The 13,053-nt window shown below is 62.8% G+C and carries 13 protein-coding genes; 4 read left to right on the forward strand and 9 right to left on the reverse strand.

Features of this window, described 5'->3' with window-relative positions; genetic code table 11:
* Positions 1-145: 145 nt before the first annotated feature.
* Together DKK67_RS02705 and DKK67_RS02710 are read right to left on the reverse strand one after the other, a co-directional pair.
* Positions 146-586 carry a copper chaperone PCu(A)C gene (locus tag DKK67_RS02705; protein ID WP_111494156.1) on the reverse strand — a complete coding sequence of 147 codons (441 nt, stop codon included), beginning with the start codon at positions 584-586 and terminating at the stop codon, positions 146-148.
* Positions 587-727: 141 nt separating this feature from the next.
* Complete coding sequence (locus DKK67_RS02710) at positions 728-2,026, reverse strand: MFS transporter (RefSeq protein WP_111494158.1); 1,299 nt, start codon at positions 2,024-2,026, stop codon at positions 728-730.
* 424 nt (positions 2,027-2,450) lie between these two features.
* On the opposite strand from DKK67_RS02710, the gene DKK67_RS02715 reads away from it, so the two are divergent.
* Both DKK67_RS02715 and DKK67_RS02720 read left to right on the forward strand, forming a co-directional pair.
* Complete coding sequence (locus DKK67_RS02715; RefSeq protein ID WP_228160493.1) at positions 2,451-3,425, forward strand: porin; 975 nt, start codon at positions 2,451-2,453, stop codon at positions 3,423-3,425.
* A 181-nt stretch (positions 3,426-3,606) separates the two neighbouring features.
* Positions 3,607-4,380, forward strand: coding sequence for an oxidoreductase (locus DKK67_RS02720; protein ID WP_204355713.1), 774 nt, complete (start codon positions 3,607-3,609; stop codon positions 4,378-4,380).
* An 84-nt stretch (positions 4,381-4,464) separates the two neighbouring features.
* Here DKK67_RS02720 and DKK67_RS02725 read toward each other — a convergent pair whose 3' ends face one another.
* Positions 4,465-5,409: a homocysteine S-methyltransferase family protein gene (locus DKK67_RS02725; protein WP_111494162.1), complete on the reverse strand. Its 945-nt coding sequence runs from the start codon at positions 5,407-5,409 to the stop codon at positions 4,465-4,467.
* A 662-nt stretch (positions 5,410-6,071) separates the two neighbouring features.
* Here DKK67_RS02725 and DKK67_RS02730 point away from each other — a divergent pair.
* Positions 6,072-7,694, forward strand: a complete 1,623-nt coding sequence (locus tag DKK67_RS02730; RefSeq protein ID WP_111494164.1) for an arylsulfatase — start codon at positions 6,072-6,074, stop codon at positions 7,692-7,694.
* A 206-nt stretch (positions 7,695-7,900) separates the two neighbouring features.
* On the opposite strand, the gene DKK67_RS02735 is transcribed toward DKK67_RS02730, so the two are convergent.
* A complete protein-coding gene (locus DKK67_RS02735) occupies positions 7,901-8,734 on the reverse strand; it encodes an oxidoreductase (protein ID WP_111494166.1) in 834 nt (277 codons plus the stop codon).
* A 181-nt stretch (positions 8,735-8,915) separates the two neighbouring features.
* Here DKK67_RS02735 and DKK67_RS02740 point away from each other — a divergent pair, with 181 nt between their 5' ends.
* Positions 8,916-9,866, forward strand: a complete 951-nt coding sequence (locus DKK67_RS02740) for an AraC family transcriptional regulator (protein WP_111494168.1) — start codon at positions 8,916-8,918, stop codon at positions 9,864-9,866.
* A gap of 37 nt (positions 9,867-9,903) precedes the next feature.
* Here DKK67_RS02740 and DKK67_RS02745 read toward each other — a convergent pair whose 3' ends face one another.
* The 5 genes from DKK67_RS02745 to DKK67_RS02765 form a co-directional block, all read right to left on the reverse strand.
* Complete coding sequence (locus tag DKK67_RS02745; RefSeq protein WP_111494170.1) at positions 9,904-10,071, reverse strand: DUF1289 domain-containing protein; 168 nt, start codon at positions 10,069-10,071, stop codon at positions 9,904-9,906.
* Positions 10,072-10,437 (reverse strand): hypothetical protein, encoded by a 366-nt coding sequence (locus tag DKK67_RS02750; RefSeq protein WP_111494172.1) that lies wholly within the window; start codon positions 10,435-10,437, stop codon positions 10,072-10,074.
* A complete protein-coding gene (locus DKK67_RS02755) occupies positions 10,434-11,141 on the reverse strand; it encodes an HAD-IA family hydrolase (protein ID WP_111494174.1) in 708 nt (235 codons plus the stop codon). Before DKK67_RS02755 ends, DKK67_RS02750 begins: the two co-directional genes overlap by 4 nt.
* Positions 11,142-11,256: 115 nt before the next feature.
* A complete protein-coding gene (locus tag DKK67_RS02760) occupies positions 11,257-11,946 on the reverse strand; it encodes an aspartate/glutamate racemase family protein (protein ID WP_111494176.1) in 690 nt (229 codons plus the stop codon).
* A 169-nt stretch (positions 11,947-12,115) separates the two neighbouring features.
* Positions 12,116-13,048 carry a LysR family transcriptional regulator gene (locus DKK67_RS02765; RefSeq protein WP_111494178.1) on the reverse strand — a complete coding sequence of 311 codons (933 nt, stop codon included), beginning with the start codon at positions 13,046-13,048 and terminating at the stop codon, positions 12,116-12,118.
* Positions 13,049-13,053: the final 5 nt, after the last annotated feature.

Raw genomic sequence — 13,053 nt, forward strand, 5'->3', positions numbered from 1 at the left:
GCGCGTCCGGTGTTGGCCCCGCGCGCGACATGATGTCGCAGGCGCGCTGGAGCGGTTGTGCCCGGGAGATCCGGATATTCATCCGCCGACAGCGCTGCCTTAGCCGTGGAGGGCGGACCCGGGCCCTGTGGTCCGGCCATTGGCCTCACATGTCGGCGGGGGAGACGGCTTCGAAGGTGACCGGCATGGCCGGGTGCTGCTCGAACTCGAGCGTGATGGTGACCTGTTCGCCGATGGCCAGCGGCGCCGAGCGTTTCATGAGCATCAGGTGGTAGCCGGACGGGGCAAAGTCGATGTCTTCGCCGGCCGCGACCTCGAGGCTGGGCACGGCGTGCATGTGCGCCATGCCGTCCTTCTCCATGCTCTTGTGCATCATCACCTGTCCGAAGGCGTCGCTGGACGCGCCCACCAGGGTGACGGTGCGGTCCGAGCCATTATGCAGACTGAAATACCCCGCGCTTGGCACGTCCCCTGGCAGCAGTCGCACCCGGGCGTCGGATACGTCGATGTCGCCGGCGTGGGCGAGCGGCGAGAGCAGGGCAAAGGCGGTGGCGCCTGCCAGCAGGGTTCTGGAGAGACGGTGCATTGCGGGCTCCTTGATTCGGGCTTTGGGGCGCCGGGCCCCGGACATTCAACGCCCAATCTAATGCCTTGCCCCGGCGACGCCCATGCGGTGCGACATTATGTCCCAGGCGCCGTTCGCTTCTCACCGTCAGCCACCGGGGCGTCAATCTCGCGTGGGGTCCGTATCCGCTGGTTCCGGAGCTTGCGGTTCCTCATCCGCCGGATGCTCCTCAAAATCGGGATTGCGCGGGTCCAGGTCGGCCATGGCGATGGCCACCTCCGGCGTGGTCATGTAGTAGTGCTCCTGCTCATCGACGCTTGGATGCCTGCGGCGACCCGGGCCGACGACCATGAACAGCATCAACAGCCCCAGGATCGTCGCGTTGCTGATGAACAGGCCCGCCGGCCCCAGCCACTCCATGGCCATGGAGCTGACCACCGGCCCGATGCAGCTGCCGATGCCGTAGCTGAGCAGCAGGGCTGTGCTGGCGGCGGTGATCTGGTGGCTGTCCATCAGGTCGTTGCTGATGGCGACAGCGATGGGGTAGAGCGTGGCGCTGATGCCCATGTACAGCCCCACGATGATCACCAGCAGCCAGGCGTTCAGCCCGCCGATCAGCGCCACGGCAAGGCTGCAACCGGCGGCCACCAACGCCGTCACCAGCATCACCCGGTAGCGGTCGAAGTGATCGCACAGCCGCCCCACGGGCCAGGCCAGGATCATGGCCGCGACAATGGCCGAGGCCATGAAGTCGGAGACCTGGCTCACATTGAGCCCGATTCGGTTGGCATATACCGGTCCCATGGCGTAGAAAGCGCTGATCAGCAACCCCGCTACCAGCGATCCCAGGGTGCCCACCGGCGATTTGCCGTAAAGTCGCCGGAGTGACATGCGATCGCCCCGGACCACCGTCGGTGACTCCCGACGCGTAAGTGACAGCGGAACCACCGCCAGGGCCACCAGGATGGCCGCCAGGGAAAACGGAATATAGCCGGCCGGATCGCCGACCCGGATCAGCACCTGGCCGCCGGCGGTCGAGAGAAAAAAGACGATCTGGTACACGGCAAACAGGCTGGCCCGGTTGCGGTTGTCCGCCTTGCTGCTGAACCAGCTTTCCATGACGATCATCAGCCCGGCCATGACAAAGCCGCCGACCGCCCGCAGTCCGCCCCACAGGCCGGCCTGCACCGCCATCGGATAGATCAGCACGGACGCCGCCAGGATTGCCGCGAACACCGCGAACGCGCGAACGTGCCCGACGCGTTCGATGATGCGCCCGGCAAACAGCGTCCCGGCGACGAAACCGAACGAATAGAACACCAGAATCCAGCCGATCACCCCGGGGCTGATGCCCTCGATACTCAGTCGCAGGCCGAGCAGCGTCATCAGGAAGGCGTTGCCGCCGATCAGCAGGATGATGCTGAAAATAAGCGAAGACAGGGTCTTTGCCGTTCGGGTCATCGAGACTCCCCTGGCCGGTCTGGTGAATGAAATCGGTCGCTACCCCAGTATGGTAAAGGCCGCCAGGCCTGCCACGGCAATCCGTGATAACGGGTATGTCGCCCGCGCATTCACGGAAACAGGCGCGCGTTCCGAGTGCGGCGATTTCCCACCTGTCTCTCATGTGCGTTTTTAATTCATTGAATATGCGAATAAATCCAGGTCAAGCCTCGCTTCAAACTGACGCGTAACTGCAACCTGCCCGTCATCATTCGCCGCCTAGGATAGCGCCTCCTGCCCCGAACCCTGCGTGTCGTGTCTGACGCCAAATCGCCAAGAAACGGTCATGAAACTGTCATTGATGTCCTCAATATTAGACCGGTCTGTTATAGACGCCAATCAAGCGATTATGGAGTACACGACAATGCAAAAGAAGCTGCTAGCCTTGGCTGTAGGTTCATTCATCACCTTTCCCGCGGTCGCGCTGGCTGACAACGGTCCGATTGTCTACGGCAAAGTGAACGTCAGCTACGAGAACATCGACGACGGCACTGCCGACGACTGGGAGCTGCGTAGCAACGCCTCGCGCCTGGGCGTAAAGGGCGATCTCGACCTGGACGTAAATGACCTGAAGGCGGTGTACAAGGCGGAATTCGAGATTTCCGTCGATGACGGTGACAAGGACGGAGAAACCTTCAGCCAGCGCAACATCTACGGCGGTTTTGCCCATGCCAGGCTGGGTACGCTGATTGCCGGTAAGTTTGATTCCCCGCTCAAGGCGGCCCAGGGCGACGTCGATCAGTTCGGCGACCTGGAAGGCGACCTGAAAAACATCATGGGTGGTGACGAGCGCCTGAGTAACATCGTGCAGTACTCCACACCAGAATTCGCGGATGCGATCACGGTCAACGTGGCGGTCATTCCTGGCGAGGAAGCCGGCACCGAAGACGAGGACGGCCCGGCCGATTCGGTCTCCAGCTCCATCGTGTTCGACAACGACATGCTGTACGCCGCCCTGGCATACGACTCCGAAGTCGAGACCACGCTGTACGACTACGGCGACGACGTGAAAGCCGATACCCTGCGCGCCGCCGCCGGCCTGAAGATGGACGCATTCGAACTGGGTGCCCTGTTCCAGCAGTCCGAAAGCTCCGACGACATCGGTGGCGTGTCCTATGAGGACACCGCGTACCTGGTCAGCGGTGCCTACAAGATCAACCGCCTCAAGCTCAAGGCCCAGTACGGTATGAACGACCTGGACCAGACCGACGACGAGCTGACCCTGATGGCTTTGGGTGCCGACTACAAGGTCGGTGATGGCAGCAAGGTCTTCGCTTACTACTCCAAGGTGGAAGCCGACGACAGTGATCTGGAAGACACCGCCTTCGGTGTGGGCTTCCAGCACAAGTTCTCGATGTAACCATCGGTTCCGTATCTTGAGTTAACTCTTTGCCGGGGCTCTTGTCCCGGCTTTTTGTTATGTGATCAATCATCCACAGACCGGGTGGTGGTCCGGCAACGCCGGGGCATGCGCCATCGCCGGACCTACAGTAACCGTGCGGGCAGCCGATAACCGATTAAACTCCACGGGAGCATCAAGGATGAGCATCGACGCCCTCACTTCGATCCTGGGAACGCAGAAGCTGTTCGACAACGGCCAGGCGCGTGTCGCCGAGACGGGAAATATCGACACGGAGCAGGTGGCGGAGCAGGTTGCTGCGGCGATCTATCACAAACAGGATCCGGAGATGCCGGATACCTACGACAAGCCTCAGATGAAGGTGTACATATCTGAATCGCCCGAGGCCATGAATGCGCGCTACAACCGACTGATGGAACTCTATGGGCATGGCATCGCGGCCGTTTCGGTGGATCTGGAAGCCGGCTACCTGGACGCGATGGAGCGTATGCCGGAAGCCGTCAGGGACCTGGATTGGGGATTCTCGTTGCGTGACGGCAGGCTGGAAATCATGGAAGGCTCGGATTCATTGACGACGGGAGAGCGCATCCAGATCCACGCCGCGTTGAGGGACGCCGGCGTCGAGTATGCGGCGCAGCCCGTTGCCGATGCGGTCATCGAAATGATCGAGGTTGAGCGCGGCCTGTCCGGGCTGAGTAAGGGCATTGGCCAGTACGATGTGAACCCCTCCAATTTTTCCGAGATCGTGGATCTGCGTCGCTACGTGGAGGAACACCTGCCGGGCGGCAAGTACGGGAAGGGGCGGGTCAATCCCTTTGACGTCGAAGGGCGCTATTTCCTGGGCGGGCATGCCATGATGGATCAGATCGTTGTGAAGGCTGACAGTACGTATTTCGGCGACCAGAGTGTCCTCATCAGGGATTACGGCGAGGAAGCTGGCGATTCTCCGCCCTGACCGATATCGCCCAGGCGGCTGGGAGAGCCGGAACGGCTGGCGAGCCGGCCGCTTGTTGGCTGGGTTGATGGTGTGATCACTGGCTCAAGCCGCCAGCACTGCCCTGCAAATCGCCTCCACATGCCGCTGGTCGGTACCGCAGCAGCCGCCGAACACATTGAGATTGGGCAGCAGGCGGCGCACGTCACTGTATTGCCGGGCCAGTTCTTCCGGATGGCCTTCGTCCAGTGCCGTTGCCTCGTCGAGTTCGGCGTGGCTCTTGGCCGACGCGTTGGCGCGCAGGCCGCGAAGGCGGGACCGCCAGCCGCCTCCGGTTTCCAGAGTGGTCATGAAATGCGTGGGATGGGCGCAGTTGATCATGTAGTAGATGGGCCCGTTCCCGGTGGCCTCGTCCACTTCTTCGATGGCTTCACCCAGGGGTTTGCCGCTGGGCAGTTTCCCGTCCGTTTCCACAGTGAATGACAACACCACCGGCATACCCACGGCCATTGCGCCTCGGGCGATGCCGATGGCTTCGCCGGTGTGGGTCATGGTGATGCCGGTCACCAGGTCGGCGCCGGCATCCCGGAAGACGGTGATCTGGGGCAGGTGGTAGGTCTTCGCCTCGCTGTCGGTCATGAACGCATCGGGGCTGTAACCGTCGCCCCGAGGGCCAACGCAGCCACTGATCACGATCGGCGTCTGTCGGGTCTCATACGTTTGCCGCACCTCATACAGCAGGGCAATGGCCTGGCTGTTGGCCTCAGCGAGTTGTTCGGCGGAGTAACCGAGCCTGTCGCCCCAGTCCGAGCTGGCCCGCCAGGTGGCGCTCTCGAGGATGCAGCCGACGTCGTACTTGCGGGCCAGCGCGGCGTAGGTCTCGAAATAGCGGCGCAGGGCGGCTTTGCCCTGGGGCGATTGCAGCAGGTCGAAGGCGGCGAAGCAGGGCAGTTCCAGCCCGTCGTGGAAAATGAGCGTGGTCTCGATGCCGCCGTCGGTCAGGAACACGTCGCCGGAAAGCTGGGGCAGGGCGTTGAGGTATTTGGCCATGGTCACCTCCGTTCCCGGTAACCGGTGACTCTGAATCGTTTGCCCGTCCCTGTGCGTGAGTGCCTGCAATCCCGCGCCTTCCTGGCAGTATCAGCACTCGTGATCCGCAGGGGAAATAACTTGGAGGCGTAAGTCGCAGCTTTGTTATAGGAATACGCTTCCAAATGGCGGAGGAGCGCACGCTGACGTTCTTCGTGACGATCCAGGCGTCGCGGCGCGTCGATTGCAGCGTCGCTCCTGATGGCGCCTCCAGCATTGCGCATCGACCAGATTGCACTACTCTGGAATGCGAGACCTGCAAGTGTTTCTTGAGGAACCGTTTCACCCCGGTTTCGATCCGGCAGTTGTAGTTGTAGTTGTAGTTGTTGCCAGTGACTGGCTCGAGCCGTTGCCTGTCGAACGTCTTCGAGGAAAGGCCTTTCGGTGGGCACAACGGTTTGGGCGCTCGCTGTTCCTGCCCGTCTGGGCGTCCAGCCCAACCGTGTTTCACCCGCGTATTTTCCGGTCGTTGCCCAGGGCGCATGATTCCCGTCAGCGCCCCGGCGACGGTCGGGACGGATGCGAGGGCCTGTCTTGCAGCACGACCTGGCTGAGCCAGGTGCCATGATATAGCGGCCGAGGGAGCAGTTCGCGCCGTCTTCACAACGAAAGTTGGAGGCGTTATGAATCTGTACTTAGGGAAGGGCCGGGAACGCGTGTGGACGATGATCGCCGCGTTGCTGATCCTGGGAAGCGGGACAGCCTTCGCGGCGCAGCAGGAGAAACCGAATATCCTTGTGCTGTGGGGCGACGACATTGGCTACTGGAACATCAGCCATAACAGCCACGGCATGATGGGCTATCCGACGCCCAACATCGACCGCATTGCCGACGAAGGCATTGCTTTTACGGACTACTACGGCCAGCAGAGCTGCACCGCTGGCCGCGCCGCGTTCATTGGCGGTAACGTGCCGGTACGGACCGGCATGACCAAGGTTGGTCTGCCGGGCGCGAAAGAGGGCTGGCAGAAGACCGACGTGACGATGGCCACGGTGCTCAAGAGCCAGGGCTACGCCACCGGCCAGTTCGGCAAGAACCACCAGGGTGACCGCAACGAGCACCTGCCCACCGTGCACGGGTTCGATGAGTTCTTCGGCAACCTCTATCACCTGAACGCCGAGGAGGAGCCGGAACACGAGGACTATCCCGGCGACATGAAACTCGCCAACGGCAAAACCTTCCGTGAACAGTTTGGTCCGCGCGGTGTGCTGCACTGCTACGCCACCGAGGAAACCAACAACACCGAAGATCCCCGTTTTGGTGTTTGGGGCAAACAGACCTGCGAGGATACCGGGCCGCTGACCCGCAAGCGCATGGAAACCGTCGACGACGAGACCTCCGAGCGCGCCATGGAGTTCATCAAGGAAAAGACCAGCGCCGGCGAACCCTGGTTCGTGTGGTGGAACGGTACGCGTATGCACTTCCGCACCCACGTCCGGGAGGAGCACCGCCACAAAGGGAACGACGAGTACACTGACGGCATGATCGAGCACGACGCCACCGTCGGCCAGTTCCTGACCCTGCTGGACGAGCTGGACATCGCCGACAACACCATCGTGTTCTACTCCACCGACAACGGCCCGCACTTCAACACCTGGCCGGACGCCGGCAACACGCCGTTCCGGGGTGAGAAGAACTCCAACTGGGAGGGCGCCTACCGGGTGCCGGCCTTCGTACGCTGGCCCGCCGAGTTTCAGGAGGGCGTCACCCTTAACGGCCTGGTCTCCCACGAAGACTGGTTGCCCACCTTTGCCGCTGCGGCCGGCGCCGCGGACATCAAGGAACAGCTGCGTGACGGCGTCACCCTGGACGGGCGCGACTACAAGAACTACATCGACGGCTACAACATGCTCGACTACTTTAGCGGCAACGCCGAGGCATCGCCGCGCTCGGAGTTCTGGTACGTCAATGACGACGGCAACGTGGTGGCGGCCCGCTACGACGACTGGAAAGTCGTTTTCCTGGAAAACCGGGGTGAGGCCTTCGGCGTCTGGCAGGAGCCGTTTGTCGAGCTCCGCGTACCGCAGATCTTCAACCTTCGTCGGGACCCGTTCGAAAAGGCCCAGCACAACGCCAACGTCTATTACGACTGGCTGCTGGACCACGCGTTCGTCATCGTGCCGATCCAGGGCCTGGCGGCGGAGTTCCTGAAAACCATGCAGGAATTCCCGCCCAGCCAGTCGCCGGGCTCGTTCAACCTGAGCTCGATCGAGGAGAAACTGAGCAGCATGCAGGGCTCGCACTAGATCGGCGGTCGATGCGGACGGGCTTGTGGCCGCAGTCGCCCAGGCCCGTCCTGCACGCCGTGTATCAGCGGGTGAGGGGCGTGCTATCCCGGCGCTATCCAAGCGTTTCCGAAAGCCCCCCATCACGGGATCCGGGCACGGTCGAACGCGTGGGGTCAGACGGCTGTGTGTAAACACAAACGGTAACGGCCGGGATCGTCATGGAGTCAACCATCCGTCGAGACCGTCAGATCTTCCCAGGCGTCGATTTCCTGTGCCATGCCGGCCAGTCGATCCCGTACCAGTTTGAGCGCGTCACTTCCCAGCAGCAGGTGAGTGGGAGGGGCGTCGGATTCAATGATATCCAGCATGGCTTTTGCGGCTTTGTTTGGATTGCCGAGCTGCTGGCCGCTTTTCTCCAGGCGGGCCTGGCGGACGGGATCAAACAGCTCATCGTAATCGGCAATCAGCCGCGGAGAGCGGCGCATGGAACGGCCTGCCCAATCGGTCCGGAAGGAGCCGGGCGCCACGGCGGTGACGTGGATGTTGAACGGTGCCAGCTCCTTGCTCAGGGTGTCTGAAATACCCTCAAGCGCGAACTTGCTCCCGCAGTAGTAGGCGATGCCGGGCATGGTGATGTACCCGCCCATCGAAGTGATGTTTATGACGTGCCCGGCCCGGCGCTGACGGAAGAAGGGAAGCAGTGCCTGGGTCAGCTCGACTGCGCCGAACACGTTTACCTCGAACTGTCGGCGCATCTCGTCGGTCGGCGATTCTTCCAGGATGCCTTCGTGACCATAGCCCGCGTTGTTGACCAGAACGTCAACGGGCCCGAGGGTGGTTTCGATGTCTTCCGCGACCCGGGCGATGGCCGGAGTGTCGGTCAGGTCAAGCTGACGGGCATAGGCGTTGCCCGATTCGTGGGCCTCGAAGGCCGCAACGGCGCTGGCCTGGCGCGCGGTGCCAATGACCCGGTGTCCGGCGGCCAATGCCGCCTCGGCCAGGGCCTGGCCGAACCCACTGCTGATACCGGTGATGAGAATCGTCTTGCTCTGTTGCATCGCTCTGTTCTCTGTTTGGATGGTCCGTTTCTCCCTTCCGGGAACTGGGGGCATCCTAGAGCGGCGGGTACCGCTATCGAACGCGAGATCTTCTGAGTTTGTTGCCTATTCCTATGAGCGGATTGCCTCCCGGCCCGAAAGGCCCAGAATGAGGGCACAGAACAATCAGGAGGCAATGTGCATGAACATCGAGCCGGCTGTTGGCGACTCGCGTGCGCGACGTATGGCGTCGCTGCTCGAGTCTATGGCCCCTCGGGAAGGTTACAATCTGACGGCATTGCCCGACGTGCGGTTCCTGCGTTCGAACCGCCCTCTGAACAGAACGCCGGTGCTTTACGATCCGGGCATCGTCATCGTCTGCCAGGGGCGGAAGCGCGGCTATTGGGGAGACAAGACCTACGTCTACGATGCCCAGCACTATCTGGCCGTGTCGATTCCAGTCCCGTTCACGATGGAGACCGACGCCAGTGCCGAGAAGCCGTTGCTGGCCATCTACCTGCACCTCAACATACCGCTGGCCGCAGAGCTGCTGCTCGAGTTGGAGGAAGCCGGGATACCCGCTTCGACGGCGCCCTGCGGCATAGTGTCATCAGAGATGGAACCGGCGTTGGAAGCCACCGTGGAGCGCTTTCTGGAAATCATGACCACGCCCGACGACGGCCGGATTCTGGGTCCGGCGATGGTGCGTGAGATCTACTTCCGGGTGCTCACCGGCGCCCAGGGCGGGGCGATGCGGGCGGCGTTGGATATGGACGGCAACTTCGGGCGTATCTCCCGCGCTATCCGCCGTATCCACGCAGGCTATGCGACCACCCTGGACGTTCATCAGCTGGCCCAGGAAGCCCGTATGAGCGTGCCGAGCTTCCACGCGCACTTCAGGCAGGTGACGCAGACGTCGCCCATGCAGTATGTGAAGAGCGTCCGGCTGCATCAAGCCAGACTCCTGATGTTCCGGAACGGAATGACCGCAGCGGCGGCATCGGTGAGTGTGGGCTACGAGAGTTCGTCGCAGTTCAGCCGGGAGTTCAGGCGCCTTTTTGGACGGTCGCCGCGAGAAGAGGTGTCCTGGATGCGTTCATCCTTCGAGCTGCCGCCGCCGGAGTCGCCGTCCATCTACGTATCGTCTCACTGATCCGGCTGTCAGGGGCGACCCCATGGACCCTGGCTGCCTACAGCTTCTTCAACCGCTGCTCAGCCCGCTTCGACGCCTTCATCTTCTCGGGCCGCTTCATGGATTTCCAATGGCGAATCTCGTCCCTGGTGCGACCGCAGCCGGTACAGAGTCCGCCCTTCAGCTGGCACAGGGACTGGCAGGGGTTGTCGATCTTGCTGGCCATTCAGTGCTTCACCGGCCTGGCCTCTAGGCGGCGCTCCCAGTTGCCGCCGTGCACACGCTGACAGGCCTCTTCGCTGTCGAGATCGACGTGGCGCGCGATGTCGGTCACGTCCACGCCGGCTTCGTCCAGGGCGTCGGCGGTGAGCTGGTGTATGCGCTGTTCGGCGTCGCTCTTCAGTGCGCTGGCCAGGTTGGCATCGTTGTCGAACACCCAGGTCACCACCAGGCTGTCGGGAAAATGCTGGTAATCGACGCTGTGGGTCAGCCAGCAAAAGCCCGGGAGCAGCGGCTTGGCGTCTTCGCAGGCGTGGGTGAGCGATGCGATCAGGCGTCGCTCCATCCGGCCCTGTTCGCGCTTGCTGATCATGATTGCGCCGGTGCCGTCTGGCTGGATACGGAAGCCCGGCCCGGCACGCCCTGTACGCTCACCCCGCCATCGTCCGCGACCGCTTGCAGCCCCTCGTAGCTTGCGATGGCCGGGTGCTGGCCCGGCGTCGGGTGACTCTGGACGGCGGTGACCACCACGACGCTGGCCCCGGCCGCCACGCCGGCGTCGATGCCGGCCGGGGCGTCCTCGAACACCAGGCAATCGCCGGCGTCGACCCGCAGGCGCCCGGCGGCGATGTGGTAGGCGTCCGGCGCCGGTTTGCTGCGTTCCACATCCTCGGCGGTGATCAGCACCGAGGGCAGGGGCAGTCCGGCGGCGGCCAGGCGGCTTTCCGCCAGCGCCCGGGGCGCGGACGTGACGATGGCCCAGCGCTCGGCGGGCAGGTTGTCGAGGAAGGCGGCGGCTCCGGCGATGGCTTCGACGTCCTGCACGTTCTCGATTTCCGCCCGGGTGATGCGCGCGGCTTCGGCGACGGGGTCGACGCCCGGCAGGGCCAGGCGCCGGATCGTCTCAACGGCCTGGATACCGTGGATGGTCGGCAGGAAAGCGTCCACATCGAGGCCGTGTTCCCGCGCCCATTCAGCCCAGACGCGTTCGGCGGAGGCAATGGAGCTCAGTAGTGTGCCATCCATATCGAAGAGGAAGGCGGCATAGCGTTTTGCCGCCAGATCGGCGTGTGTCATTGGAGGTGCCTCGGCAGTTATGGCTGGATGGCGGTCATGCTACGCAGGATGGATTGCAATATCGATAACGTTCATGGGCCCCGAAAGCGATCGGGGCCCACCCGCAAAGGTCATGCTACAGGGCGTACTCCACCGCCTTGCGGGCATGGATCGCCGTGGTATCGAACAGCCGGACCCCGGTATCTTCCTGACTGACCAGCATGCCAATCTCGGTACAGCCAAGAATCACGGCCTCCGCGCCCCGGTCCGCAAGCCGGTCGATGATGCGCAGGTACTCGGCTTTCGACTCAGGCTTGATCGTTCCGAGACAGAGCTCTTCGTAAATGATCCTGTGGACAGTCCGACGGTCGTCTTCGTCCGGGATCTGAACGTTGAGTCCGTGGTTTTCGCTCAGCCGGCCCTTGTAGAAATCCTGTTCCATGGTGAATGCGGTGCCCAGGAGGCCCACCGTCTTGATGCCGTCCTGTACCAGCGCCTCTGCCGTCGCATCGGCGATATGGAGCAGCGGGATGTCGATGGCCTGTTCGATCTGCGGGGCAACCTTGTGCATCGTGTTCGTGCCGATGAGCAGGAAGTCGGCGCCGGCGGCCTGCACGCGCCGGGCCGCGTCTGCGAGGATCGTCGCTGTGCCGTCCCAGTCTCCCTCGTGCTGCAGCTTCTCGATGGGCTCGAAATCGACGCTGTACAGGGCGATCCGGGCGGAGTGCAGACCACCCAGAGCGTTTTTGACGCCCTCGTTGATGGCGCGGTAGTAGCCTTCCGTGCTCTCCCAGCTCATGCCGCCGAGCAGACCGATTGTTTTCATGTGACCTCCTTGTTTGGGTGGGTGCAAAACACCGGGGCGTCTGGATGCGGATGGTCTCAAGGTACCTTGGCTCCAACGGCATGGGAAGCCGGTGGATGCGCCATGACGACGTGCAGGTCGTGTGTTGCCTGCTGGCACCGCCAGGCTCTCGGAGCAACCTGCGGGTGCATTATCCCCGCGAGCGTCTGATGTGGCCGTGACGGGCCAGCTCGTCCAGAATGCCGGCGCACTTTTCCCTCAGCCGGTCCCTCAGCAAACGCACGGCCGGCGTGATGGACTGGCGACTGGGACAGATTAGCCAGAGTTCGGTCATGCGGGTCTGGTATTCCGGCATGATGCTGATGACGCGGCCTGCCAGCAGGTCGTCTGACATGTCGAGACAGGATTTGACCGCGATGCCCAATCCTGCCACACACCATCGACGCACCAGGTCGCCGTCATTGGACGAGCGGTTGCCGTGCATGCGCACCTTGAACCGCTGGCCCTCCCGGGTAAACGTCCAAGTATCGTGGGGGATGTCCTGCAACTGATAGAACAACCCGTTGTGGGGCGCCAGGTCGTGAGGGTGTCCGGGCCAGCCGTGCTGGTCGAGGTAGGCCTGCGTTGCGCACAACACGCCGTAGATGTCGCAGATCTTGAAGCCGAACAGGCTCGCGTCGTCCGGCGAGCCGTAACGCAGCGCCATGTCCACCGAATCCCGATAGAAATCGATGTTGCTGTCGCTGACATTCACCCGCAAGCTGAGATCGGGCTGCTCCGCCATTAGCTCGTCCAGCCAGGGAATGACCAGATTACGCCCCAGGTCTGATGATACGGCCAGCCGCAGTTCCCCCTCCACCGTCTCCCGATCATCCCGGATGTTGTGGCGTGCCAGCTCAAGCATGTGCAGCGCCTGTTCGCACTGTGGCAGATATTTCTCGCCGGCGCCTGAGAGGCGCAGTTGGCGCGTGGTGCGCACGAACAGCTCGGCCCCGAGAGCTTTTTCCACCCGTTTGACGGCCGCGCTGGCGGTGGCTGTTCGCATGTCCAGACTGATGGCTGCCGCGGTGATACTGCGGAATTCGGCGACTTTGAGTACGACCTGTAAGTCTTCGAGCGTCATATTGT

The organism is Marinobacter bohaiensis (assembly GCF_003258515.1).
Classification (GTDB): Bacteria; Pseudomonadota; Gammaproteobacteria; order Pseudomonadales; family Oleiphilaceae; genus Marinobacter_A; species Marinobacter_A bohaiensis.